The 24,765-nt window shown below is 68.7% G+C and carries 25 protein-coding genes, 1 pseudogene and 3 riboswitches; of the genes and pseudogenes, 6 read left to right on the top strand and 20 right to left on the bottom strand.

The genetic code is table 11. The features are described from left to right. Both BKN37_RS29770 and BKN37_RS06905 read left to right on the top strand, forming a co-directional pair. Positions 1 to 108 (top strand): annotated as a pseudogene (locus tag BKN37_RS29770) (M23 family peptidase); the annotation flags it as partial. After that, complete coding sequence (locus BKN37_RS06905; RefSeq protein ID WP_242657123.1) at positions 101 to 745, top strand: Uma2 family endonuclease; 645 nt, start codon at positions 101 to 103, stop codon at positions 743 to 745. The pseudogene BKN37_RS29770 and the gene BKN37_RS06905, both read left to right, overlap by 8 nt. Before the next feature lie 35 nt (positions 746 to 780). On the opposite strand, the gene BKN37_RS06900 is transcribed toward BKN37_RS06905, so the two are convergent. The 12 genes from BKN37_RS06900 to BKN37_RS06855 form a co-directional block, all read right to left on the bottom strand. Beyond that, the gene (locus tag BKN37_RS06900) at positions 781 to 1,248 is read right to left on the bottom strand and encodes a hypothetical protein (RefSeq protein WP_071023701.1); all 468 of its coding nucleotides are present in this window, start codon (positions 1,246 to 1,248) and stop codon (positions 781 to 783) included. 153 nt (positions 1,249 to 1,401) lie between these two features. Beyond that, the gene (locus BKN37_RS06895) at positions 1,402 to 2,304 is read right to left on the bottom strand and encodes a tyrosine recombinase XerC (RefSeq protein ID WP_071023699.1); all 903 of its coding nucleotides are present in this window, start codon (positions 2,302 to 2,304) and stop codon (positions 1,402 to 1,404) included. Positions 2,305 to 2,336: 32 nt separating this feature from the next. Beyond that, positions 2,337 to 3,497 carry a lactate 2-monooxygenase gene (locus BKN37_RS06890; RefSeq protein ID WP_071023696.1) on the bottom strand — a complete coding sequence of 387 codons (1,161 nt, stop codon included), beginning with the start codon at positions 3,495 to 3,497 and terminating at the stop codon, positions 2,337 to 2,339. 3 nt (positions 3,498 to 3,500) lie between these two features. Continuing rightward, the gene (locus BKN37_RS06885) at positions 3,501 to 4,349 is read right to left on the bottom strand and encodes a siderophore-interacting protein (RefSeq protein ID WP_071023694.1); all 849 of its coding nucleotides are present in this window, start codon (positions 4,347 to 4,349) and stop codon (positions 3,501 to 3,503) included. Between the two features lie 181 nt (positions 4,350 to 4,530). Continuing rightward, on the bottom strand, positions 4,531 to 4,809 hold the full coding sequence (locus BKN37_RS28800) for a hypothetical protein (RefSeq protein WP_131823533.1): 279 nt from the start codon (positions 4,807 to 4,809) through the stop codon (positions 4,531 to 4,533). Further along, a complete protein-coding gene (locus tag BKN37_RS28795) occupies positions 4,784 to 5,194 on the bottom strand; it encodes a hypothetical protein (protein WP_131823532.1) in 411 nt (136 codons plus the stop codon). Before BKN37_RS28795 ends, BKN37_RS28800 begins: the two co-directional genes overlap by 26 nt. Before the next feature lie 50 nt (positions 5,195 to 5,244). After that, entirely contained in the window at positions 5,245 to 6,369 is a 1,125-nt protein-coding gene (gene dprA, locus BKN37_RS06880; protein ID WP_071023692.1) for a DNA-processing protein DprA, read from the bottom strand. Further along, positions 6,369 to 7,877, bottom strand: a complete 1,509-nt coding sequence (locus BKN37_RS06875; protein WP_071023690.1) for a YifB family Mg chelatase-like AAA ATPase — start codon at positions 7,875 to 7,877, stop codon at positions 6,369 to 6,371. Before BKN37_RS06875 ends, dprA begins: the two co-directional genes overlap by 1 nt. Then, positions 7,877 to 8,245: a YraN family protein gene (locus BKN37_RS06870; protein WP_071023688.1), complete on the bottom strand. Its 369-nt coding sequence runs from the start codon at positions 8,243 to 8,245 to the stop codon at positions 7,877 to 7,879. Before BKN37_RS06870 ends, BKN37_RS06875 begins: the two co-directional genes overlap by 1 nt. Positions 8,246 to 8,407: 162 nt before the next feature. Next, a complete protein-coding gene (nhaA, locus tag BKN37_RS06865; protein WP_165618300.1) occupies positions 8,408 to 9,577 on the bottom strand; it encodes a Na+/H+ antiporter NhaA in 1,170 nt (389 codons plus the stop codon). 205 nt (positions 9,578 to 9,782) lie between these two features. After that, entirely contained in the window at positions 9,783 to 10,985 is a 1,203-nt protein-coding gene (locus tag BKN37_RS06860; protein ID WP_071023684.1) for an MFS transporter, read from the bottom strand. Positions 10,986 to 10,989: 4 nt separating this feature from the next. Further along, positions 10,990 to 12,069: a DUF190 domain-containing protein gene (locus BKN37_RS06855; protein WP_071023707.1), complete on the bottom strand. Its 1,080-nt coding sequence runs from the start codon at positions 12,067 to 12,069 to the stop codon at positions 10,990 to 10,992. 143 nt (positions 12,070 to 12,212) lie between these two features. On the opposite strand from BKN37_RS06855, the gene eno reads away from it, so the two are divergent. Beyond that, entirely contained in the window at positions 12,213 to 13,487 is a 1,275-nt protein-coding gene (gene eno / locus BKN37_RS06850; protein ID WP_071023681.1) for a phosphopyruvate hydratase, read from the top strand. Between the two features lie 10 nt (positions 13,488 to 13,497). Here the strand turns inward: eno and BKN37_RS06845 are convergent, their stop codons facing one another. From BKN37_RS06845 to BKN37_RS06815, 7 genes are read right to left on the bottom strand one after another with little or no spacing between them, the layout of a single operon-like run. Further along, the gene (locus BKN37_RS06845; RefSeq protein ID WP_071023679.1) at positions 13,498 to 15,528 is read right to left on the bottom strand and encodes a proton-conducting transporter transmembrane domain-containing protein; all 2,031 of its coding nucleotides are present in this window, start codon (positions 15,526 to 15,528) and stop codon (positions 13,498 to 13,500) included. After that, entirely contained in the window at positions 15,525 to 16,322 is a 798-nt protein-coding gene (locus tag BKN37_RS06840; RefSeq protein WP_071023676.1) for an NADH-quinone oxidoreductase subunit B family protein, read from the bottom strand. Before BKN37_RS06840 ends, BKN37_RS06845 begins: the two co-directional genes overlap by 4 nt. Beyond that, the gene (locus BKN37_RS06835; RefSeq protein ID WP_071023674.1) at positions 16,323 to 17,843 is read right to left on the bottom strand and encodes a hydrogenase large subunit; all 1,521 of its coding nucleotides are present in this window, start codon (positions 17,841 to 17,843) and stop codon (positions 16,323 to 16,325) included. It lies immediately after the preceding gene. Beyond that, the gene (locus tag BKN37_RS06830) at positions 17,840 to 19,345 is read right to left on the bottom strand and encodes a proton-conducting transporter transmembrane domain-containing protein (RefSeq protein WP_071023672.1); all 1,506 of its coding nucleotides are present in this window, start codon (positions 19,343 to 19,345) and stop codon (positions 17,840 to 17,842) included. Before BKN37_RS06830 ends, BKN37_RS06835 begins: the two co-directional genes overlap by 4 nt. Before the next feature lie 3 nt (positions 19,346 to 19,348). Beyond that, on the bottom strand, positions 19,349 to 20,029 hold the full coding sequence (locus tag BKN37_RS06825; protein ID WP_095407014.1) for a hydrogenase: 681 nt from the start codon (positions 20,027 to 20,029) through the stop codon (positions 19,349 to 19,351). After that, on the bottom strand, positions 20,029 to 20,988 hold the full coding sequence (locus tag BKN37_RS06820; protein WP_071023670.1) for a respiratory chain complex I subunit 1 family protein: 960 nt from the start codon (positions 20,986 to 20,988) through the stop codon (positions 20,029 to 20,031). The genes BKN37_RS06825 and BKN37_RS06820 overlap by 1 nt, the downstream gene beginning before the upstream one ends. Continuing rightward, positions 20,985 to 21,440, bottom strand: coding sequence for an NUDIX hydrolase (locus BKN37_RS06815; RefSeq protein WP_071023667.1), 456 nt, complete (start codon positions 21,438 to 21,440; stop codon positions 20,985 to 20,987). Before BKN37_RS06815 ends, BKN37_RS06820 begins: the two co-directional genes overlap by 4 nt. 49 nt (positions 21,441 to 21,489) lie before the next feature. Further along, positions 21,490 to 21,564, bottom strand: a riboswitch (Fluoride riboswitch). A gap of 92 nt (positions 21,565 to 21,656) precedes the next feature. Then, positions 21,657 to 21,734, top strand: a riboswitch (Fluoride riboswitch). Between the two features lie 146 nt (positions 21,735 to 21,880). On the opposite strand from BKN37_RS06815, the gene BKN37_RS06810 reads away from it, so the two are divergent. Further along, the gene (locus tag BKN37_RS06810) at positions 21,881 to 22,450 is read left to right on the top strand and encodes a histidine phosphatase family protein (protein WP_071023665.1); all 570 of its coding nucleotides are present in this window, start codon (positions 21,881 to 21,883) and stop codon (positions 22,448 to 22,450) included. Here the strand turns inward: BKN37_RS06810 and BKN37_RS06805 are convergent, their stop codons facing one another. Further along, on the bottom strand, positions 22,451 to 22,765 hold the full coding sequence (locus BKN37_RS06805) for a hypothetical protein (protein ID WP_071023663.1): 315 nt from the start codon (positions 22,763 to 22,765) through the stop codon (positions 22,451 to 22,453). A gap of 168 nt (positions 22,766 to 22,933) precedes the next feature. Continuing rightward, a riboswitch (Fluoride riboswitch) is annotated at positions 22,934 to 22,995 on the top strand. A 283-nt stretch (positions 22,996 to 23,278) separates the two neighbouring features. Here BKN37_RS06805 and BKN37_RS06800 point away from each other — a divergent pair. Beyond that, positions 23,279 to 23,578: a PE family protein gene (locus BKN37_RS06800; RefSeq protein WP_071023661.1), complete on the top strand. Its 300-nt coding sequence runs from the start codon at positions 23,279 to 23,281 to the stop codon at positions 23,576 to 23,578. Between the two features lie 12 nt (positions 23,579 to 23,590). Continuing rightward, a complete protein-coding gene (locus tag BKN37_RS30155; protein ID WP_071023659.1) occupies positions 23,591 to 24,742 on the top strand; it encodes a PPE family protein in 1,152 nt (383 codons plus the stop codon). The last annotated feature ends 23 nt before the right edge of the window (positions 24,743 to 24,765 follow it).

The following is a 24,765-nucleotide window of genomic DNA, read 5'->3' as shown; positions in this document are numbered from 1 at the left end:
TGTCTGCATTGGGGGGCGATGTGGGGGCCGGCGTCGCGCGGCGATTACGTCGACCCGTTGGGGTTGCTGGCGTCGACGCCGATTCGGCTCAAACCGCTGGGTGGGTGAGGCGTGGGACACTACCAAGGTGCCGGAACGGAAGCCGATCGTGACTGCTCTCGTCGAGCCGCCCGGCCGGTTGCTGACCATCGCCGAGTACACGCAACTCGGTGAGGATGACCGCTACCGCTGGGAACTGCAAGAGGGCAACCTCGTGATGTCGCCGTCACCGTCACCCGATCACATGCTCGCGTCATATGTGCTGTGCGAGCAGCTGAAGACCCAGCTCCCCGACGAGGTTGTGGTGATTCAGGACGTGGATATCGATTTGCAGCTCGATCGCGGGGATCAGCCCGGCACGTCGCGGCGTCCCGATCTGGTGGTGGTCAAACGGTCTGCTGTCGAGCGGGTGCGCGCCGAGGGCGGTCTACTGCGGGCGTCCGAGGCGGTGTTGGTGGTTGAGATCGTGTCGCCGGGGTCGCGGCGCACGGATTGCGTGATCAAGCGCGCCGAGTACGCCGACGCGGGTATCCCCTACTACTGGATCGTGGATCTGGAGCCGACGGATGCGATGAGCCTGCGGGCCTTCCGGAAGACGGGCGAACCAGGCTACGCCGATGGCGGTAAAGGGATCCATTCCTACCGCGCCGAGATGCCGTATCCGCTCACCATCGACCTGGAGGCGATCAGCGGTTTGCTGACCTAGCCGTGTTTCGCACTGGCCCTGCGCCGTCTCGGGGCCTAGAACGCCTCGGTCTTGCCCGCAGTGACGACAAAGCCGTCCTGCGCGTCGCCGGTCCCCATCGCGCACGCCAGCAGCCACCGCGCATCGCGAACGCACTGGGCCCCGTCGAAGGCGTAGTTGATCCCGGCCGGAAGCAGGGGAAGCGGGTGGCCTTCAAATTCCGCGGGCCCGACCGTGGCGACCTTGAAGGCGACCGGGCTGACCACGGCTCCAGAGCTAAACAGGTGCACGGTATTCGCCTCCTCGGGCGCGGCGGGGAACGCGCCGAAGCAATCCAACGCGTGCATCCCCCGATGCGACGACGAGGTGCAGAACAATCCATCCGGTGTCTGAAAACCGCGGACCGAGTACACCTGCGTATCTCGGACGACGAAGTCCTGGTAGTCGGCCTTGGGATAGCTGCCAAAGTCGGGGATTTGCGGTGCGGCGCACGCCGACGGCGCGCCCAAGCCACCGAGCGTCATACTCGCCGTGACGGTAACGGCCAGTACGAATCTAGTGACGCACGCGGACATTCTTCTAGTATGGCGGCCTGGATTCCGCAGCTGGTGCACATTTTTCGGTCCCGCTGCAGCGGTGACCTGCTCATCGTGGATTGGCGCGCTCGGGTCGGCGCCTCACGCCCGCGGGTGGGCCTGGTCGTGTACCGCCCGCAGCCGCGCCACCGTCACGTGAGTGTAGAGCTGGGTGGTGGCCAGGCTGGTGTGCCCGAGCAGCTCCTGCACGATCCGCAGGTCTGCGCCGCCCTCCAGCAGATGCGTTGCCGCACTGTGCCGCAGCCCGTGCGGACCCATGTCGGGGGCACCGTTCACGGCGGCGACGGTTTGATGCACGACGGTGCGGGCCTGCCGCGGATCCAGTCGGCGGCCCCGCACCCCCAGCAGCAGCGCCGGGCCGGAGTCGGCGACGGCCAGCGCCGGACGCCCGTGCGCCAGCCACGCCCGCAACGCCTCGGCGGCCGGCTCGCCGAACGGCACGGTGCGCTGCTTGTTGCCCTTGCCCAGCACCCGCAGCAGCCGGTGTCCGGTGTCCACATCGTCGACGTCCAGGCCGCACAGCTCCGAGACCCGAATACCGGTGGCGTACAGCAACTCCACGATCAACCGGTCCCGCAGCGCCAACGGGTCGCCTTGTTGTGCCCCGGATTTCGCGGCCAGCATGGCGTCCATCGCCTGGTCCTGGCGCAGCACCGCGGGCAGGGTGCGCCGGGCCTTGGGCAGCTGCAGCCGCACCGCCGGATCGCTCGACAGCAGGCCGCGTCGGGTCGCCCAGGCGGTGAAGGTTTTGACCGCCGAGATGCGACGCGCCAACGTGGTGCGGGCCGCACCGGCGCCGGCCTGGGCGGCCAGCCAGGACCGCAGCAGCGGCAGGCTCAACCCGGCCAGGCCGGCCTCCGGGGACCGTTCGGCCACGAACGCGAACAGCGAACGCAGGTCGCCCAGGTAGGCCCGCCGGGTGTGCTCGGACCGGCCTCGCTGCAGATCGAGGTAGTCGTCGAACTCGGCCAGGATCGCGTCCACTGCATAACGGTCCCAGACCGGCGCCGCCGGTCTTAGTCGACGCGCCGCAGCGCTTCCGGAGTGAGATCTTTCAACGTCGGATAGCCGTCGACGGCCATGATCAGGTCGGCCTCGGCCAGCAGCGAGCGCAGCACGTGCACGACGCCGTCCGTCCCGCCCAGCGCCAGACCGTAGGCGTACGGGCGGCCGACCCCCACCGCGGTGGCCCCCAACGCCAAGGCCTTGACGATGTCGGCGCCGCTGCGCACCCCGGAGTCGAACAGCACCGGCAGCCCGTCGGCGGCCTCCACCACGCCGGGCAGGCAGTCCAGCGCGGGCAGGCCGCCGTTGGCCTGGCGGCCGCCGTGGGTGGAGCAGTAGATGCCGTCCACCCCGCCGTCCTTGGCGCGGCGCGCATCGTCGGGGTGACAGATGCCCTTGACGATCAGCGGCAGGTCGGTCAGCGACCGCAGCCACGGCAGATCGTCCCAGGTCAGCGGGTTGCCGAAGGTCTGCACCCAGGCCAGCACGGCCGCCTGCGGGTTCTCCTCCGGCGGTTGGGTCAAGCCGGCGCGAAACACCGGGTCAGACGTGTAGTTGGCCAGGCAGTGCCCGCGCAGCTGCGGAAAGTTCGACGTGGATAGGTCACGGGGACGCCAACCGGGCACCCAGGTGTCCAGCGTGACGACGATGGCCTGGTACCCGGCGACCTCGGCGCGGTGCACCAAGCTGGCGGCCAGGTCCCGGTCTTTCGGGGTGTACAGCTGGAAAAACCCTGGGGTGTCACCGAATTCGGCGGCGACATCCTCCAACGGATCGGCGGTGAGCGTCGACACCATCATCGGCACCCCGGTGGCCGCCGCGGCGCGGGCGGTGGCCAGGTCGCCGTGGCCGTCCTGGCCGCAGATGCCGATCACCCCGATCGGCGCCAGGAACACCGGCGACGGCAGCCGCATCCCGAACAACTCCACCGACAGGTCACGGTCGGCGGCGCCGATGAACATCCGCGGGATCAGCCCCCAGCGCTCAAACGCGGTGACGTTGGCCCGCTGGGTGCGTTCGTCACCGGCACCCCCGGCGACATACGACCACACCGACGGCGGCATCGCGGCCTGCGCCTTAGCTTCCAGGTCCGCGTAGGCCATCGGCAGCGACGGGGTGACCCCACCCAGGCCCTGCAGGTAGATCTCGAACTGATAGTCGCCGAAGGCCATGGCTCAGCCCGCCGAGGCTTCCGCGGCGGCCAGTTCCTTCTTCCACTGCCGGAACGTCTCCTCGGTGCGGCCGCGCCGCCAATAGCCGGAGATCGACGCCCACTTGGCGTCCACGCCGCGATCCTTGCGGATATAGGGCCGCAGGTTGTGCATCACCGCTTGCGCCTCCCCGTGGATGAAGACCTGAACCTGGCCGGGCAGCCACTGGGCGGTGGTGACCGCCTCGATCAACGGGGCGTGGTCCCCGGCCCGGTCGTTGCCGACCAGGTCGGCGCGCCCGCCGCGGTAGATCCAGTTGAGCTGCACCCCGTCGGGCACCCGCAGCGCGATCTCGTGCTCCGGACCGGCGACCTCGACGAACACTTTGCCGATCGCGGTGGCCGGCAACGCTTCTAGCGCGACGGCGATGGCCGGTAACGCGCTCTCGTCACCGGCGAGCAGGTGCCAGTCGGCGGCCGGGTCGGGCGCGTAGGCGCCGCTAGGCCCCATCAGGTAGACCGGCTGGCCCGGCTCGGCGGTGGCCGCCCATTTTCCGGCGGTGCCGTGGTCGCCGTGCGTCACCACGTCGATGCTGAGTTCGCCGGCCACCGGGTCGGCGCGGCGCACCGTCAACGTGCGGATGACCGGGCGCTGGTCGTCGGGCAGCGCGTCGAAGCTGTCCAGGGTCAACGGGTGTGCCAGCGCGCCGACGTCGATGTCGTCGCCGACGAATACCAGCTTGACGTAGGAGTCGGTGAACTCGCTGGGGACGAAGGTGGCGAAGCCGGCGCCGCCCAGCACCACCCGAACCATATGCGGTGCGAGTTGCTCGGTGCGCAGCACTTCGAAGGTGTGCACTGGTCGACCCGCCACGGTACCTCCTGCCTTAGGTCAGCTGCCCTGGCCGACTATACGAGGTACGCGGGTGCGGGGTGCGTACGCCATGATGACCAGCAGCGCTGCCGGTGGCCATCCGCGCTTCGGCCTCACAGGGCGAGGTTAGGGACGAGTGCTCCGCAACCTGAATGGACGTCGGACCCAAATTGTCGTGCTGTTACAGGGCTATGCGACCACGATTGGCCAGCGCGCGCGCAGCCTTCCGCTCCACATCCGCACTGAACTTAGAAAATGCGCCTGCGCGGGCTAAACCCAACGCCTCGGAAAGATCGGTGGTCGTCAACCATCCATCATCCATTCCATCACGGAACAGGTCATAAGCGGCCAGCCAGCCCTCGCCGTCGGCAACCAATGCGTGGACGTCATCGATCCGCGCCGAAGCCACCGCATCCGCATGTCGTTGCAGTAGCTCAGTGGCCCAACCGCTTACGTTCACGGCCCCAGCGTACCGCGTCGTATGGATATACCGTGGCGATGCGCCACCCCGTATTCTCCTCGTAGCGCACTCGAATCACAGACGGCACTTCTCGCCATGTCCCATACACACTGAACTCCTGGGTACGAACACCTGGCGTTCCGTCGGACGGACGGTCGAATATCGCGTTCGTGAGATCCACAACTTCGGATTCACCCCATCGCGGCGGAAACTCGTCGGGCTTGATGCCCAGCCCGCTTCGGTGATAGCCGTGGCCACCGGTTCCGTCTCCGTCCAGAACGATGTTGGCATCGTTCTCGGTGAACGTCTCGACCTCGCTGCGCAGTGCTGGCGGCGCCCATCCGTTGAAGGTCGGTAATTCGTCACCCGTGTTCGGTCCAAGCATGCCTTTGAGCCGCGGCGGCGGACGGTCATCAGCGCGGGCTGTGGCTGGAGTCACGCACCGCGCACGATGCGCCACCGGCCGTCGTGCCGCTGGACCAGGCCGGCCACCTCCAGCATCGCCAACGGCGCGAGCACCGCGGTAGGCACCAGCCCGCAGGCCACCGCGATCTGGTCGACGGTGGCCGATCCCCGTCCGGGTAACGCCTCGTAGACCCGCCGCTCGGCGTCGCCGAGGCCGTCCAGCGGGGTGGCGGGCCGAGCGGGTTCGTCGGCCAGCTCCCCCACCCGGCCGACCAGCTCCACCACTTCTGCGGCGCGGGTGACCAGCTCGGCGCCGCCGCGCAGCAGCGCGTGACAGCCCGCCGAGGTCGCCGAGGTCACCGGGCCGGGCACCGCGCCGACCACCCGGCCCAGGGTGCGCGCCCACGCCGCGGTGTTCGCCGCGCCGCTGCGCAGCCCGGCCTCCACCACCACCGTCGCGCCGGCCAGCACGGCCACCATCCGGTTTCGGGTCAAAAACCGGTGCCGATAGGGGCGCACCCCCGGCGGGTATTCGCTGACCAGCAAGCCGTGTTGCCCGATGCGGTGCAGCAACGCGGAATGCCCTGCCGGATAAGGAACGTCGATCCCGCCGGCCAGCACCGCCACGGTGCACCCCTCGGACGCCAACGTCGCGCGGTGAGCGGCCCCGTCGATGCCGAATGCCCCGCCCGAGACCACGGCGACGTCGCGTTCGACCAGCCCGGCGGCCAGATCGGCGGACACCTGCTCGCCGTAGGCGGTGGCGGCCCGGGTTCCGACGATCGCGGCGGCGCGCTGGGCGATCTCGTCCAGGCGCGCCGGCCCGTGCGCCCACAACACCAGCGGGGGTCGGCACTGCGGTTTGGTCCGCGCCCCGACACCCGCGAACGCGGCGAACGCCAGCACCGGCCATTCGTCGTCGTCCGGGGTGATCAACCGGCCGCCGCGGCGCGCCAGCAGCGCGAGATCTTCTGCGGCCCGGTCGATTCCGCTCCTGGCGCCGGCGTGTTGCGCGATCCCCGCATCGACCTGTCCGCACCGGACCCGCTCGGCAGCCTCCACCGGGCCGACCCGTTTGACCAGCGCGGCAAGCTCCGGACATGGCGGTTCGGCCACCCGCGACAGGTAGGCCCAGGCCAGGTCGGCGGCGCTCATCAGGACGCCTCCGGGTGGCGGAAGCTCAACGCGGTGGCCACCTCGTCGAATCCCGGGGAGATCCGACCGGCCAGGTCGGCCAGGGTCCACGCGACCCGCAGGGTGCGGTCGATGCCGCGGATAGACAGCAACCCGCGATCGACCGCGGTGCGCAGCGGCGTCATCGCCGCCTGGGTGAGCCCGAAGTTGCGCCGCAGCAGCGCGCCGCTGACCTCGGCATTGGTGCGGTATCCGTGCGGCTGCCAACGCTGGGCGGCGGCGTCGCGCGCCATCGCCACCCGGCGTCGCACCCGCAGCGTGGACTCCCCGTCCGTCGCGGCGAACGCGCCCGCCCGCACCGGATGCATCTGGATCCGTAGATCCACCCGGTCCAACAGCGGACCCGACAGCCGCCCCAGGTAGCGCCGCTTTTCCATCGGTTTGCACATGCAGTCGCGCGGGTCGGGCTGCGCGCACGGGCACAGGTTGGCGGCCAGCACCAGCTGGAACCGGGCCGGGTAGCACGCCACCCCGTCGCGGCGGGCGAGCCGGATCGTCCCGTCCTCCAACGGTGTTCGCAACGCCTCCAGCGCGCTGACCCGGATCTCGGCGCACTCGTCGAGAAACAACACCCCGCGGTGGGCCCGGCTCACCGCGCCCGGCCGCGCCATCCCGGAACCACCGCCGACCAACGCCGCCACCGTGGCGCTGTGATGCGGTGCGACGAACGGTGGCCGGGTGATCAACGGCGTGGTGTCCGACAGCAACCCGGCCACCGAGTGGATCGCCGTCACCTCCAGCGACTCGGTTTCGGTCAACGGCGGCAACAGACCCGGCAGGCGTTGGGCCAGCATTGTTTTGCCGACACCGGGTGGACCGGTCAGCATCAGGTGATGCGCCCCGGCCGCCGCCACTTCCACGGCGAACCGGGCCTGCGCCTGGCCCACCACGTCGGCCAGATCCGCCGTCGGCGCCGGCGCCGGAGGCTTCGCGGTGATCCGCCCGGCGGCCGGTGCCGCCCCGTCCAGCCACGCGCGCAGGTGACGCAGCGTGTGCACCCCGTTGACCTCGATGCCGTCGACCAGGCTGGCCTCGGCGAGGTTGGCCACCGGAACCACCACCGCCGGCCAGCCGTCGTGTTTGGCGGCCAGCACCGCGGGCAGCACGCCGTGCACCGGCCGCACCCGACCGTCGAGCGCCAGCTCACCGAGTAACACCGTGCTGCGCAACCGCTCCCAGGGCTGCTTCCGGTCCGCCGAGAGCACCGCCGCGGCCAGCGCCAGGTCGTAGACGCTGCCCATCTTGGGCAAGGTGGCCGGTGACAGCGCCAGGGTGAGCCGCGACATCGGCCAGCTGTGGCCGCAGTTGGTGATCGCCGCCCGCACCCGGTCGCGCGACTCCTGCAGCGCGGCATCCGGCAGCCCCACCAGATGCACGCCGGGCAGACCCGAGGTGATGTCGGCCTCGATTTCCACGATCTCGCCGTCCAGCCCGCGCACCGCCACCGAAAACGCCCGGCCTAACGCCATCAGCCGACCCCTTTCAGGTGGCTGATCTCCGGGGTGGGACACCGCCCGATCCGCACCCGGATGACGTCGATGCGGACCTTGGCCCAATACCGGTCTTGGCTGGCCAGCCACACCGTGGCCAGCCGGCGCAGCCGCCGCACCTTCTGGTCGGTCACCGCCTCGGCCAGGCCGCCGAAGCCGTCCCCGGTGCGGGTCTTCACCTCCACGAACACCGCGGTGTCCGACGCCGGATCGACCGCGATCACATCCAGCTCGCCGTACCGGCAGCGCCAGTTGCGGGCCAGGATCCGCAGCCCGCCGCCGGTCAGGTAATCGGCGGCCAGTTGTTCTCCGAGCGCCCCCAGCTCGGTGCGCGTCCACGTCGTCATGCGCCCAGGATCGGCAATCGCGGCGACCGGCACGCGTCATCGGACGCCGGAAACGCCCTCCAGGCGGCCGGTTATCCCCAGTTCGGTCTTCATCCACAGCAAGACGCGGTTTGCCGTCTGGTCTGGGAAACTCGTCTTTTGTGGACCTAGCCGAGGAGAAATCTACTTTCTCGGCCCGGATGCGGCCGGTGATGTCGTCATGGCTTGGCACCGGCGGTCGGTGGCGGCGAGTGCCGCGGCGGCGCTAGTTGCGGCCAGAAGCGACGCTGCGAATATCCCGGCCTTGGCTTGTTCGATCATCGCGGCGTTGGTGTAGGCGAGATCGGTGACGAACAATGCCACGGTGAAACCCAGTCCGGCGATGCAACCCAATCCGATTACGTGTCCGGGGCGCACCTGGTCTGGGAGGTGACCGATCCTGCAGGCGACGGTGACCGTGATCGTGCAACCGACGCCGAGGAACTTTCCAGCCAGCAGCGCCGCCAGCACTGCCCATGTCACCCGTGCGTGCGCGGCATGGTGTAACGCCGAAACGCTTAGTGGTACACCGGCGTTGGCCACGGCAAAGACTGGCACAGCGATGAAGGCGCTGACCGGACTCGCTATTCGCAGTAGGTCGGTGAGAACCTGCCGCCCCGCTACGGGACTCGCCGGGGTCAGCAGCGCGAGCGCGACGCCGGCGATGGTGGCGTGGATGCCGCTGTGCAAGGTAGCGAACCACACCAACACACCGATGGGCAGATACCACCCCGCCCCGGCCACGCCAGCGCGTCGCATGATCACCACTACCACGCATCCGGCTACCGCGGCGCCTAGCCAGACCCAGGCGATACCGTGCGCGTAGCCGAAGGCGATCACCAACACCGCCAACACGTCATCGACGGTCGCGATCGCCAGCAGCATGGCCCGTAACCCCGCTGGAGCCCGCGGGGCCACCAACGCCAACACCCCTACTGCGAACGCGGGGTCGGTGGCCATGGGCACACCCCACCCTGTCACCGCGTCAGTTCCCCATGTGCTGGCCACGAAGATGAGTGCGGGCACCATCGCCCCGCCAAGGGCCGCAGCCACCGACACCAGTGCACGACGTGGATGAGCCAAAGATCCTTGAGTCAGTTCGTGTTTGAGCTCCAATCCGATGACGAAGAAGAACACCGTCATTAGCGCGTCATTGACCCAATGCCGCCCATCCATGTGCAGGCCCAGCCGCGGCCACCCGAATTCCGTCTCCCAAAACCTGGTGTAGCTGTCACCGGCGCAGTTGGCCCACACCACTGCGGCCACCGTCGCCACCAGCAGCGCCACCCCCGGGGCCAGCTCCGATCCCAACACTCGCCGCATCGTGGGCACCCGCCACACCCTACTACCCGGCAACAATACGTTTTGCCGCAGAACGCTGCCCGGGGTCGACGGGCGGTTTCGGACGAGGACAGCAAGATTCGCTGGATCGGGCTGAACTGCAGCGGCAACCAGTCTTGACACGGGCAACACACGCGTTCCCGTCGGCGACGGGAGGCGGTGTCACGTGAATCGTCGACTACATCGAAGGATTCGGTGATGTGACGTTGGTGCTGGCCGTTCGTCGCCGCACAAACAAAAGCAGCGGAACGGCGGCGAGTTCGGCGGCGACGCAGAACGCGACGACGACCGCGAGCGACACCCCGAACAGCGCACCGATCGCGGTGCTGCCGACGAACCAGGCGACGCCGTAGACGCCGGTGAACAGTCCATAAGCAGAGGCGCGGCGGTCCGGCGACACCATCGGCGCCGCCGCGGCAGGAATGATCGATTCGTGCACACCCATGCCCAGGCCCCACAGGCAGCTGCCGAGCAAGGCGGGCCAGAACCCGCCGAGGAGCACCAGCGGGGCGTACGCCGCTACGACGAGGGTCAGCGGTATCAGCAGACCGATCCCGAACCGGTCGAACAGGCGCCCAAACACCAATGACCCGGTGCCTGACACCGCCATCGCGGCGGCGTAGAAGATCGGTATGGCGGTCGCCGGGACGGTTCCGGTCTGCTGGAATCGGTAGGCCAGGATTGGGAAGTCGGCGAAGCCGGCGGCCACCAGCGCCGCGGCGGCCAGGTAGATCCAAAATACCTGCGGCAGCTTGCGGGTAGGCGCCGTCGCGCTGGCCGGCTCCAGATCCTGCGGGCGCGGATACACCAGTCGCGCCACCGCAAGCAGCGACAGCATGACGGCCGCCGGGACGGCGAGCGCAGCGAACGCGAGCCGGTAGTCGTCGTGCGTGCTGGCCACGACGAACGCGACCAGCAGCGGTCCGAACATGGCGCCGAACTGGTCGAGCGCCTCATGCACGCCGAAGCCCCAGCCGTAGCCGATCTGTTTGGCGGCGTGCGAGAGCATCGCGTCGCGTGGCGGGTTGCGGATGGCCTTGCCGACCCGCTCGAGGATGATCAGTGCGGCGGCCATCTGCCAACTGCCGGCCAGCGCCAGCAGCGGCACCACCGACATCTGCAGGATGTAGCCGCCGATGGTGATCGGCCAATACAGCCCGGTGCGGTCCGCGCCGGGCCCGGAGAACAGCCGCAGCCCGTAGCCGAGCAGCTCCCCGAAGCCGGTGATCATCGCGATGGCCAGCGCGCCGGCACCGAGCACCCCCAGAAACTGGCCGACGATGCTGCGGGAGGCTTCGTAGGTGAAGTCGGCGAAGAAGCTCATCGCGCCGACCATCAGCACGAACTTCAATGCCGGCGAGAGCCGTCGGCGCTCAGGCATGGGGTCAGTACCGGTAGTGGGCCAGCCGTGTTCCGCCGTCGCGATCATCACCGTTGACCGACACCAGGGCGGGCACCATTTCGCTGGTCACCAGACCGCCGTCGCGGGTGAGTTCGTCGACCACATCGAAAGATTCGGCGATGTGCTGCGGTGTGTCGGCGATGATGGTGACCACCGGGACTTGGCGGGTCAGCCGAAACAACTTGTCGCCGTGCGGTTGGTGGTCGCCGTGGAACCCCCAGATTCCACGTAACACCGTGGCCCCGCGCGACTGCTTTCGTTGTCGAAGCCGCTGGACCAGGGCGCGGTGGATCGGCACCCCATCGTGGCGGTCCGCTTCCGTGGTGTAGACCATCAACTTCTGCCACAACGCGAGTCCATGCTCGTCGGTGCCGGGTAGCTCGTGTGGTCGTTGCAGCAGTTCACCGTCACGTTTGCAGACCCGCACCCGTTCGATGGTGAACAAAGGCTGTCGCAGCAGACCGGCGAGTTCGGGAACCACCGCACCGATGCGTTCACCGTCGCCCACGGCGATGATCATCACCGGGACGTCGGCGTTACCGCCGAAGAAATGAGCACGCTCGCGACGGCCGTGAACCGTCCCATCGACGCCGAGGAACACCGATGCCCCGGCCAGCTGGCGTCGGTACATCAGGTCGCACAGCGCGATATGGGCGGGAACCCCGTCGATCCGTTCCTTGCGACCCGCGTAGATGGTCAGTTTGGTTGCCTCGTGCAACTCGTCGGACAACTCGACCGGCCCGATCTGGCCGGTCAGCATCCGTGCCCGCTCCAAGGTGACCAAGGCGCGTTTCGGGATCGCCCGCAACGGGTCGATTAGGGCCTCGATCGCGGCACTGGTGTCCACCGCGACCACCGCGACGGGTGGATCCTCGGACAGACTCAACGATTGGTCACTTCTGAGGTGATGCCGTGACCCGAAGCCGCCGATTCCGCGCAACACGATGCTGGTGGCGACCCGACGCTGTCCGTAGAGATCCAGCATCGCGTCGGAGAGGAAGCGGTCGCCGGCGCGGTGCCGCTCCTCGAAATAGGCGGTGAGCTTCAGGCAGTCTTCGTTCATCGACGCCTCCTTCCCCTTGCGATACACCGTCTTTCAATCCGCCACGGCTTTCCGGCGTCGCTGGTAATCTTGGCGAGCGCGTGCGGCAGCGGACCCGCCTCCGACTGGCCGCACCGGTTCGGTCCAGGTGGGGAGGCGCACAGATGACCGTACAGTTCTCGTCGATATCCGCGATCGAGATCCTGGACTCGCGGGGGCGGCCCACCCTGTCGGTATCCGCGACACTGGCCGACGGCCCACGGGTGCGCGCGGGCGTTCCGTCCGGGGCGTCGACCGGCAGTCGGGAGGCCGTCGAACTGCGTGACCATGACCCGGCACGCTACGCCGGTCTGGGAGTGCGCCGCGCGGTCGATCACGTCACCGGGCCGATCGCCGACGCCCTGATCGGTCGACCGTTGACTTCTCTTGAGCAGGTCGACCAGGCGCTGCGGGACCTGGATGGCACCGCCAACAAATCCCGGCTGGGCGCCAACGCGATCGTCGGTGTCTCGATGGCCGCCGCGCAGGCGTTCGCGCTCGCGGCGGGGCAGCCGTTGTGGCAGTGGCTGCTTCCGTCCGGCGTCGCGCCGCGGCTGCCGGTTCCGCACTTCAATGTGGTCAACGGCGGGGCGCATGCGCTCAACGACCTCGATTTCCAGGAGTTCATGATCGCACCGCTGGGTGCACCGTCGCTGCCGGAGGCGGTCCGAGCCGGCGCCGAGGTGTACCGGGCGCTGCGCACGGCGTTGGCCGACCGTCAGCTGTCGACCGGATTGGGCGACGAGGGGGGTTTTGCACCCGAGATCGACAGCCCGGAGGAGGTGCTCGCCCTGCTCACCGCGGCCATCGACGACGCCGGCTATACCGCCGGGCGCGACGGTGTCGCCATCGCCTTGGACCCGGCGGCCAGCGAGTTCCACCGCGACGGCCACTACCGGGTGGGCGGTGACTCGTTGTCCAGCACCGACCTGATCGAGCGCTACACCAACATCGTCGACCAGTTCCCGGTGTGGAGCATCGAGGACGGGATGGGCGAACACGACACCACCGGCTGGCAACAGCTCACCGCGGCGCTGGGCGACCGGGTGCAACTGGTCGGCGACGACAACTTCGTGACCAACCCCGAACTGATCGCTGCCGCGGTGGGCGCCGGTGTCGGCAATGCCGCCCTGATCAAGCTGAATCAAATCGGTACCGTTTCGGAAACCCTTGCGGCGCTGGCGGTATGCCGACAATCCGGCTACGGAGCGATGATCTCGCACCGCTCCGGCGAAACCGATGACTCGTTCATCGCCGACTTGGCGGTGGGCTCGGGATGCGGACAGCTCAAATCCGGCGCCCCGGCCCGCGGTGAACGGGTCGCCAAATACAATCGCCTCCTCGACATCGCCGATGCGGCAGCTGAATTGCCGTTTGGGTTGCCCGCTGAGTGTCATTGATCCACCCAAATCACCCGGTGGCGATCACCACGGCGAGGACGGCTAGCACCGCGATCAACATGTAAGCCATGTACGCGTCGAGGCGCCCCGATTGCAGCCGCCTAGCCCACCGCGACACCCACAACACACCGCCGACCAACGGCCGGTAGAAGTACCGTTCGACAAGGTCGACGACCCCGACCCGGTAGGTCAATCCCGGTGCCGCGGCGACGTCACCCGAGGTTTGGTCGGCGGACTCCACCAGTTCGGCACGGGTCAACAGCACATTGGATAAGACGTTGCGGACCGGGTTGGCGTAGGCGAACGAGGTGTAGCCGACGCCCCGGTGCACCCCGGGCGAGGCCGATGACCACGGGGCCACCACCCGCGCCCGGAAGGGATTCCGCCCGGCGAACAGGGCCGCACACCCGGTGATCACCACCGCCATGGCCGGAAGGACGATCCACAGCCAACTGGGCGACAACGCGGAGAAGTCGGCGTACACCGGTTGCAGTACCCACGGTTTGGCGTTGGCCCCGGCCGCACGATCGCCCACCAGCGGGGTAAGGCCGCGGCCAATCAGCCGCACCTGCAGCGGCGCGAACGCCGCGGCGCCCAGGCAGCCTGCCGCCAGCACACCCACACCGACGCGGTAGGGCCATTGACCATCGGCCCGCGCCAGGTCGGGATTCAGCGGCGGCTCACCGATGCGGGCCGGCCCGAACGCGGTGAGCGCCACGACGCGCACAAACGTCACCGCCGCGATGCCGATCGTCAACGCGACCAGCGCGCCGGCCACGGCGGTAGATAGCTGCATGGCCAGCCCGGATACCCGGAATTGCTGCATCAATGACTCCAGCGTGAACCATTCCGATGCGAATCCGGCGGTCAGCGGCACTCCTGCCAGCGTCAGCGCACCGATCACCAAACCGGTTCCCGCCCACGGTAACCGGCGTGCCACCCCACCGAGCCGATCCAGATCGGTGGTACCGGTTGCCTGCTCAATCGTGGAGGTCGAGGTGAACAGCAACGTTTTGCCCAGGGCGTGGGCGATCAACTGCGCGGTGGCCGCCACCAGCCCGGCGGCGATCAGCGGCGCCTCGCGTGCCGACGCGCCCGCCATCGCCACCCCGAAACCGGCGGTGATCACGCCGGCGTTCTCCACGCTCGACCACGAGATCAGGGCAGCCAGATCGGGATTGACCGCGGCGTGGGCGATGCCCAGGATGGCGGTGACTCCCCCGACAATCAATACCACGCAGGTCAGCCAAACCGGCGGCGGCCCGAGGACATTCAGGGTGCGCCACATGCCGTAGAAGCCGACGTTGACCGCGACACCGGCCATCACCGCGCGGGCCGGGCCGGGCGCCGCGGCGTACCCGCGCGGCATCCAGATGTGCGCGGGCACCAATCCAACTTTGATGCCGAACCCGAACAACAACAGCGCATAGGCAGCTTGGCCGACGACATCGTGCGGGTCGACAGCGCCCGCGGTGAACACGAACGTGTGGGTGCGCCCGCTCAGCAGCAGCGCGCCGATCAGCACCGCTGCCCCACTGGTCTTCCCGAACACCACCGTGATGACCGAACCGCCGACCCGCCCGGGCAGATCACGGTCATAGCCGGCCAGCAGATAGAACGCGACGGTCAGCGATTCCCACCCGAACAACAGCACAAAGAAGTTGTCGGTGGTCAAGATGACCGCGACCGCGGCCAACGCCACGGCGACCGCGGCGGGCAGTCGTGGGCGATTGCGGTTGGCCGGCGCGGCGGCCGCGGCCAGGACCGGGACCGCCACACCGAACGCGACGACCAGAAACAGCCCCGACAGCGCGTCCACGCTGACGGTGGCCGGGCCGAGCCCCGCCAACCCGCCGAGGTCGAACCGGTCGGGGCGTCCCGCGAGTCCGTTCGCGCCGGCGACCACGAACAGCACGGCCGCGGCGATGTTCAGGGTCCACGCGGTGGTGGCGAGACGGACTTGGGTGCCGTTGCGGGCGAGGCCGGCCCACCAGCCAAGCAGCGCCGCCGCGGCGGTCAGGGCCAGCCCGGCGGCGATCACCGGGCGCTCCCCTGGCCAGTCACCGGGAACCGGCCCAGTGCCAGCAGAATGCCGTGCAGCACGCTGAACGGCGAGGCGGGCGCTCCGGGCACCCACACGTCCACCGGCACCAGGTCGGCGATCCCGACTCCGCCGGTGTAGCCGCCGCCGATCAGCCCGCCGCTGACGGCGTCGGTGCCGACGGCGATCACGACGGTGGGCACCGGCATGGCATCGAGCGTGCGGCGCAACGGCTCAACCATGCCGGTCGCGCCGATGCCGGTAACCAGCAGGATATCGGCGTGGCGGGGGCTGGCGGTAAAGAAGATGCCCAGCCGGTGCAGGTCGTAGACCGGGTTGGTCAGGGCTTGGATCTCCCATTCGTCGCTGCCGTCGGATCCGGTGTCGATGTGACGCAGGTGCACCGAGCGCCGCAGCCGGCGCACCCGGCTGGCCAGGCTGGCCCGCAGTTCGGCCAGCGCCTGGTCGGTTTCTTCGACGTCGCCCACCACCAACGCCGCCTGGGTCAGTGCTGCGGTGCCCGATCCGGATTCCCACGCAAACCAGTCGGGTGCGCGCTCAACGCAGCGACCACACAGGATGCAGCGCCCGCGGTCCAGCCGCGGGCGTGGTGCGACGGAGATCGCGGCCGTGGGACACGCCGCGGCCGCTTCGCCGACCACGGCGGGCACCGGGGATGCAGGGTCGCCGAGCACACCCACCGCCGCCGGGAACTCGTCGAAATAGTCGTCGGCGCGGTTAGGCCACCGGGCCGTGAGGATCCCGTTGCGCAGCCCCCGAAACACCCACGGCATCTACATCGCCACCCCGCCGTAGCACAACCCGAAACTGGCCTCGATGAACGGGAAGTCGGTGAAGACGTCACCGCCGAACACATCGTGAAACAACAGCATGTTGTGCAGTGAGGCCGACCGGGCGAAGCAACGTCCGATCACCCCGTCGCGGACCTCCAGCCCGTAGAGCACTTCGCCCTGCGGCGCCTCGGCCCAACCCAGCGCCAAGCCGTCGGCGCTATCCGCCGGCGCACCGAGCGGGGCGTCGGCCAACTCAGCGAGCCGGTCGCAGGCGTGGCCGATCAGCTCGGCGGCGACGTCGATCTCGGTCCACCGCACCCGCAGCCGGGCCAGGGCGTCGCCGTGGTCGTCGACCGCGGCCCCGTCCACCGCGGACAGCTCGGTGTAGCCGTCGTAGGCGCGGCGGCGGGCGTCGTCGTCGCAGCCCGAACCGCGGCCGACCGGTCCCAGCGCCCCGTGCGAGGCGGCCAACGCCAGATCGAGGTGCCCGGTGCCGCGCAGCCGGTCCAGGAACGAGGCGTCGATCATCAGCGGGTCGCGGTCCCGGCGAATCCGATGCATGATCACCGCCAGTTGGTCAGACACCTCCGCCGGCGCGAGCCGGGGCGCGGCCGCGACACCGCCCACCCGGACCACGCCACGGCCAAACCTGTTGCCGCACAGCGCCGACACCAAGCGCATAACGCATTCTTTATGCCAGCCGAATCGGGCGGTGGGAACGGCAATCCCGGCCGCGTCGCACAGCCGCATCACCACGTCGAGGTGATTGGCGATCCGTTCCAGCTCGGCGTGGATCACCCGCAGCAGCCGCGCCCGGCGCGGCGGGGTCACCCCGGCCAGGGTCTCCGCGGCGTGCGCGAACGCCAGCGCGTGGGCCACCGAGGCGATGCCTTCGACGCGTTCGGCGACCAAGATTCCGTCGGACACCGGTAGCGTCTCGAACCGCTTGGCGATGCCGCGATGCTTGTAGTGCGGCCGGATGTTCAGGTGCGGGATGTCCTCGCCCGGCGTTTCGATGAGGAATTCGATCGATTCGAACACCCCGGAGCGCACCGGACCCAGCGGCAGGGTGAACACCCCACCGCCCGTCACGTCGACGGGCCCGTGCTGTTCGGTGGCCCGGGAGTGGATGTGCTGGTCGAGCGCGGCACGGTCGGGATGCCCGGGCCGCGGTGAGGGCTGACCGGGCGAGAGCGGCAGCAGCAGCGGGTCCAGGCGGGGGTGCCCGATTGGCACGACCCCGGACAGGTCGCGCAGCGCCCGCTCATACCAAAACGCCGCCGGCACATCGGGGGTCAACGCCGGGTAGGACAGTGACCCGTCTCCGGTCGGCGTCAGCTGCGTCCGCAGACAGCTGACCGTGCTCGCGCCGACCAGCAGGGCATGCAGTTGCGCACCGTCGCCGCGGTGGCTGCTGTAGACCCCGGCGAACCGATCCCCGGCCGCGACGCGTTCGCCCAGCTGGGCATGCCACTGATCCAGTGGCAGGTCCACCACGGCGGTCGGCGTGGCAGCGGTCATGGTGCACCTACCGCGAGTTCGGCCGCCGCATGGTTGAGCAGGTCGACCAGGTCCGACGGCGGCGCCAGGCCCAGCACCAGTAAGACCACGACTCCGGCCACCACGGGGGCCACCATCCAGCGGCTGGGTTCACCGCGAGTCGGCGCCACCGCGGCCGGCGCGGCCGGTTCGGGACGCAGCAGGATGCGTGTCGTGGCCAGGGTCAGACCGAGAAACGCCAACGTGACTAGGCACACCAGCGCGGCGGTCGGCGCGTTGCGGGCGTGCGCGAAGCCACCCGCGACGATCTGAAACTCGCTGCGGAACAGGGCGAACGGCGGCATCGCCGACAGCGCCAGCACGGCGATCAAGAACAGCGGCCCCGACCATGGCAGCAACCGGATGCCTGCGGCCATCCGATCCAGCTCCTTGGTGCCGAACTTGCGCACAATCACCCCGGCGCCCATGAACGCATTGCCTTTGGCCGCCGCATGCGCCAGCACGTGCAGCAGCACCCCGGACAACGCGACCGGCGCACCGAAGCTGACCCCGATGGCGAGGATGCCCATGTGTTCCACACTCGAATACGCAAGCAGCCGTTTGATATCGCGCTGCTCGAGCAGGTACAGCGCCGCCAACAGCAAGGACAGCACGCCGAACACCAGCAGCACCGTCTGCGGGAACCGTGGCCCGAGCGCCGCGACGCTGATCTGGTAGTAGCGCAGGATGGCATAGAAGCTGACCGCCAGCAGCGATCCCGACAGCAGCGCCGACACCGGTGTGGGCGCTTCGGCGTGCGCGTCGGGCAGCCAGGTGTGCACCGGGAACAGGCCGACCTTGGTGCCGAAACCGACCACCGCGAGCACGAACGCCAACCGCACCGGGGTGTGTGGTGATTGGCCGGCGGCGGCGATCAACGGGTCGAACGCCAGGTCGTAGGACTGGCCCAGCACCTGCGCGCCCGCGTAGTACATGAAAATGGTGCCCAGCAGCGCGATGCCGAGCCCGGAGGAGGCGATCAGCACGTACTTCCACGCGGCCTCGGTGGCGCCCTCGGTATTGTCCAACGCCACCAGCAGGGCGGAGACCACGGTGGTGATCTCGACGGCGATCCACAGCAACGCTAGACCGTTGACCAGCGGCGCGCAGATCATCGACCACGCGAACGCGTTCAGACCGAGGTAGAACCGGGTGCTGTGGCGGGCGAACAGGGCCTGCTGTTCGGCGCTTTCGGAGCGCACCGCGGCGGCCTCGTCGGCCAGATAGCCGATGGCGTAGATCCCCACCGCCGCGTACAGGAAGCAGGTGCCGAGCAGGAAGATCACCGACAAGGCGTCGGCCCGCAGATAGCGCAGCGCGGTGATGGTGTGCTCGACGCTGGCCGGGACCAGCGCGGCCGCCAGCACGAAGGCCAGCACACCGGTCAGCGCGGTGACCGCTGCGGCGACCCGATGCGGGGCACCGACACAGACACCCATGGCGACCAGGGGCAAGACGATGAGCAGCACCATCAGCACGGGCATCGGCTACCCCCTGAGCCGATCCAGCATGGCGGTGGATAGGGACCGCGTGCGGCGGTGGTGGGTCCGCATCAGCACCCCGAAGACGACGACGGCCACCAGCAGGTCGAACAGAAACGCCACCTCCAGGATGAGCGGCATGCCGGCGGCGACCACCAAACTGGCCACCGATACCCCGTTTTCCAGTGAGAAGAAACCGACGGCCTGGCTGACCACATCGCGCCGGACGATCATCAGGACAAAGGCGACCAACACCACCGCCACCGACAGGCTCAGCGCGGCGGTGGGCAGCACCTCGGAGTGGATACCGAGCACACCGACCGCGAAGAACCCGAACGCCGCGATCGCGATGGAGATCAGCACTTCGTTGGCCACCCCGAGCACGCCGCTGCCGGCGATCTCTTCGCTGGCCTCCCGCAGCAGACCCAGCACCAGCAGCGGCACCACGACCACCTTGAGCAGCAGCGAAAGCACGGCCAGCGCATACAGTTCGGGAACGTTGTGGCCGTACGCCACCACCGCGGCCAGCACGCTGACGGCCAGCGACTGCCCCGCGTAGAGCCGGACCTGGCCCCGCAGCAGCGCCGCCCGCAGCATGCCGAACTCCAACAACAGCACGATCAGCGCCACGGTGTTCGCGACTCCGTCGAAGACGCTGGGAACGTACTGGCTGGCGTGCAGCACCATCAGCCGCCGCCCAGATACAAGGTGAACACCGCCAAGATCGCTAACAGCAATGCGGCCGCGACGAATTCGGTGATCTTGAACAGCCGCAGTTTGGCGTAGCTGTTGTCGAGGACCGCGACCGCGCAGCCGAGCAGCGCGGCCTTGACCAGGATCGCCGGGATGGCCAACCCGACCTCCGTCGGAGAGGTACCCGCAGCCAACCCCCACGGCGCCACGAACACGTTGAGCAGGATGATGTAGAGCACCAACTGTTTGGCGGCCGAACCCCAGTGCAGCAGCGCCAGGTCGGGGCCCGAGTATTCGAACGTGCGCCCGGTCTCGATCATCCCGAACTCGATGGTCCCGGTGTGCGTTTCGACCGGGATGCGGGCCGTTTCGTACACGATGACCATGAACAGCGCCGCCGACGCGAGCAGGTGTGCGGGCCGCACGATCTGATCGGGACCGCTGCGGACCGTGGCCGCCAGTACATACGGCAGATCCGTGGTGGTGATCAGCGCGACGGTGAAGAAGACCAGCAGCATCACCGGTTCGGTGATCGCCGCAAACGTCTTGGCGCGGCTGGACGCCAATTGGGCGTAGGAGTCGCCGGTTTCGGCCGCGCCCACGGCGACGAGAAAGCTGGCGAACGCCAAGATCAGTCCGCCGCCGAGGATGTCCCCCATATAGCCGAGCGGCAACGCATAACTGGTGAGCACCGGGATCAGCATCGGCACGGTGAGATAGCAGGCGAACGACGCGATCGGCGCGAACCGGAAGAACGGGCCGGCCCCGGTCGGTTTCAGCGATTCCTTGCCGAAGAGTTTGACCAGGTCGAAGTAGGGCTGCACGATCCGCGGACCGCGGCGGCCCTGCAGGCGGGCTTCGAACCAGGCGATGAAGCCGCTGACACCGGGCGCACCGATTGCCACCGTCGCGACCTGCAGTCCCTGGATTACCGGCAGCGGCAGGCTCGTCATCGATCGCCCGGCTCCGGGCGCCATAGGTTGCCCAGGTAGCGGGCGTACCCGCCGCGGCGCAGGTCGGGAAGGAACCCGGCGATCGGCGGATGCAGTGTGACGGTTTTGAGCTCGTCCCAGCTGACCCACGCCGGTCGCCGCCCCGGCTCACCGGTGATCGGCACCCCGTGGTCGAACTCTTCGGCGACGAAGACCAGTTCGACGATACGATGCTGCGCTACCGGATCGTTGACCTCCAGGACCAGGCCACACCGATTGGGGTAAACGTCCAGACCGGTCTCTTCGCGGGTCTCCCGGCGGGCACAGGACGACATGCCTTCATTCAGGTGGGGACGACCGCCGGGGAGCACCCAGTCGCCGCGGTTGGGCCGTTGCACCAACAACACCGCGTCGCCGCGGATGACAGCGACCGCACAACGCAACTCGACCGGCGAATCGGCGACGGATTTCATCGACACACCACGCTTCGGCGGCAACGGGCACGCGGCATCTGCGACTCCTTCGTTCGCAGAGGCCATCATCCTTGCGGCGGTTCGGAAGTCAGACTTCCGGGCGGGCCCCATCGCCGGTGCTCGTTTTAGTTAACCAACGGCCATTCAGTTGGTCAAGCAAAACACGGCGTTTGGGTAGTCGCTCCACCATCCGTCGCGGACGCCGATCGCCTACGCTGGCGGCCAGGCGATGGATCTCCGCCGGGGTGTGTGCACACCCAAACCGCCGACCGGGCTGATGGTTCCTGCTGGAACGCAGATGAGGAGTTCGTGGTGACTCTAGTTGCCGGAAACGACCGCCTTGAGCACGGCATCGGGGCCGCCCTGGGTGGCACTGCGGCACGAATACTGTTGCGCCACAGCCTCGTCATCGTGGTCCCCAAGTCCGCCGAGGGGCCACGATGACCGCCGGCGTGGTACGGGTCTATCTGGCCCGACACGGACGCACCGCACTCAACGCGGACGGGCGGCTGCGCGGACTCAGCGATCCGCCGCTCGACGAGGTTGGTGTCGCCGAGGTGAGGCGGCTGGCCGAGGTGCTCGCCACCAAGCAGCCGGCAGTGGTGGTGTCCAGCCCGCTACAGCGCGCGGTCGCGACAGCGCAGGCGATTGGCGCGGCGGCCGGCGCGCCAACCCGTGTCGACGTCCGGCTCAACGACCGCGACTATGGACCACAGACCGGGCTGCCCCGCGCCGACGTCGAGCGCCGGTACGGCAGTGTCGATTCCGCACCCGGCGTGGAACCCCTCACGGTGCTGGCGGACCGTGCCCGACAGGCGTTTTTCGAGCTGGTGGACGAACTTGGACCGGGCCCGGTTGTGATGGTGTCGCACGACGCGTTCAACCAGGCCTTGCTCAATCAGCTCGATCCAACCCTGAACCAGGTTGCCCAGCGAACGGCATGCTGGAATCAGCTCAGCCTGGTCGACGGCACCTGGCGGGTGGATGCCTACGACCAGATCGCGGCCTGATCAGCGGCGCCGGTCTCGGCGGTGTAGGTAGGCCATCAGCACGTCTTCCGCGCGGTGATACTGCAACGCATCCACCCACAACCGGTGGATCACCGGCTCGCCGCGGCCGCGCCACTGGCCGCCCGGGGTGGCGATGTAACCGCCCACGTCAGCGTCGGCGAGCGACTTGAGCACCGGACCCACGTCCGCGATCTCGAGATCGGCCAGCTCCGCCCATGCGCTGGCCCAGACTCCGTTGTCGGTGCCGCCGGGCGGGAACCAGAACATGCTGCCGAACCGCGTCAGGTCGCCGATCGGGCGCAGCGGCGAACTCATGGCAGCCCCCGCGGCATCTTCGTGGCCATGCGTCCTCCCTGGTAGATATCCAGGGACCGTCGGCGCCTCCGCAGTTATTTGGCGGGCCCCACCGCCACCTTTTCATGATGGCGCGCGCCTAACGATTTGCCAAACTAATCCTTGCGTGATCTTTAACGTCGTGTAGCATTCCGACTAGGCGATGAGGCTCGCCGTAACCGCCGCACCTGGCTAATGGCCTCTACCGAATGACCGACTGACGGTAGAGGCAGGTGATCGGCCAGTGGTATGCCATCCCCATCTTCAGGGTTTTAGTTTTCTTGCGAAAACCCTTCCGCTACGGCGTCTTTGCGGGACGCAGCCTTCGATACTCCCGGCCCGAAGCCCCCCGCAGTAGCCCAGCAACCACGTATAGCCCGCGGTCACGGCTTGGTGCCACCACGTTCCGTCGACTGCGAGCGCGCTCGATGCTGCCTGCCTGATCCACGACATAAATCCTTTGCCCTCTGGCACCAATTCTCTAGGGGAAATCTGATGTCTTTTGTCACTACTCAGCCCGAAATACTGACCGCGGCAGCCGGAAGCTTGAGCGGGATCGGCTCGTCCATGAGCGCCGAGAATGCCGCCGCGGCCGCCCCCACTACCGGAGTGATCCCCGCTGCGGCCGATACGGTGTCGGCGCTGACCGCTGCACAGTTCGCCACCCACGCACTGATGTATCAGCAGGTCGCCGCCCAGGCGACCGCGATTCACCAACTGTTCGTCGAAACCCTGGGTACCAGCGCCGCCTCCTACGCCGCCACCGAAGCCGCTAACGCAGTCGCGGCCAGCTGAGGGTCAAGGTCGATGGATTTTGGTGCACTTCCGCCGGAAATTAACTCGGCCCGAATGTACGCGGGCCCGGGAGCAGCTCCGATGGTGGCCGCCGCCGCGGCCTGGGACGCGTTGGCGGCCGAACTGTCAACGGTCGCCGCTGGATACGGATCGATCCTGTCGGATCTAACCGGCGAGGGCTGGTTGGGGCCGGCTGCGTTGTCGATGGCCACAACGGCGGCGCCGTACGTGGGTTGGCTGCATGTCACGGCCGCACAAGCCGAGCAGACGGCGGCCCAGGCGATGGCGGCCGCGGCGGCGTACGAGCTGGCATTCGCGATGACGGTGCCGCCGCCGGTGATCGCCGCGAACCGCAGCCTGTTGATGGCGTTGGTCGCGACCAACTTCTTCGGGCAAAACGCGCCGGCGATCGCGGCGACCGAAGCCCACTACGCCGAGATGTGGCTTCAGGACGCGACCGCCATGTACGGATACGCCGGTGCCGCGGCGGCCGCGAGCCAGCTGGCGCCGTTCAGCGAGCCGCCGCACACCACCAATCCGGCCGGGCTCGTCGCCCAGTCGACGGCGGTCGCCCAAGCGGCCGGCAATGCGTCCGCCACTCAGCCGACGTCCGTCCCGCATGTGCTGTCCATGGCTCCGGCGGCGCTCCAGCAACTGGCCGCACCCACCGCGCCCCCGACCTCGTCTCCGACGTTGCTGGACATCCTGGAGCGTGTCCCCAACGAGGTGAACACGGTCCTCTCGTTCACCAACGCCGCGACGTCCGGGCGCGGTATGGCCATCCTGAACGCACGGCTGGCGTTTCAGGCCGCCCAAGAGGCGAACACGGCCCCCGCACTCGGCGAACGCCTGGTGTCGACCGGTCCGGTGAGATTCGGCGGGTCGATGGTGCCGGGGGTGTCGGCCGCAATGGGTCGGGCCACCCCGGTCGGGTCTCTTTCGGTGCCGCCGAACTGGGCCACCGCCGCGCCGGAGATCCGGCCCATGGCATTTACTCTGCCGGCCCCTGGCACCGCCGCCGCCCCGGCTGCCGCGGCGGACCTGCCACCGGTACCTGGGAGTGCGTTCAGCCAGTCGGTCTTGGGGACGCTGTCCCGGCAGGGCTATGACGCTCCCCGCGCCAAGAGCAAACCGCTGATCGTGCGATCACCGGCCGCTGGATAACCAGAACCGAACTACATCATCGC

The organism is Mycobacterium talmoniae, from assembly GCF_001854525.1.
Lineage (GTDB): Bacteria > Actinomycetota > Actinomycetes > Mycobacteriales > Mycobacteriaceae > Mycobacterium > Mycobacterium talmoniae.
The sequence above is the reverse complement of the archived record's forward strand: the minus strand, read 5'-3'. Positions and strand labels throughout refer to the sequence as shown.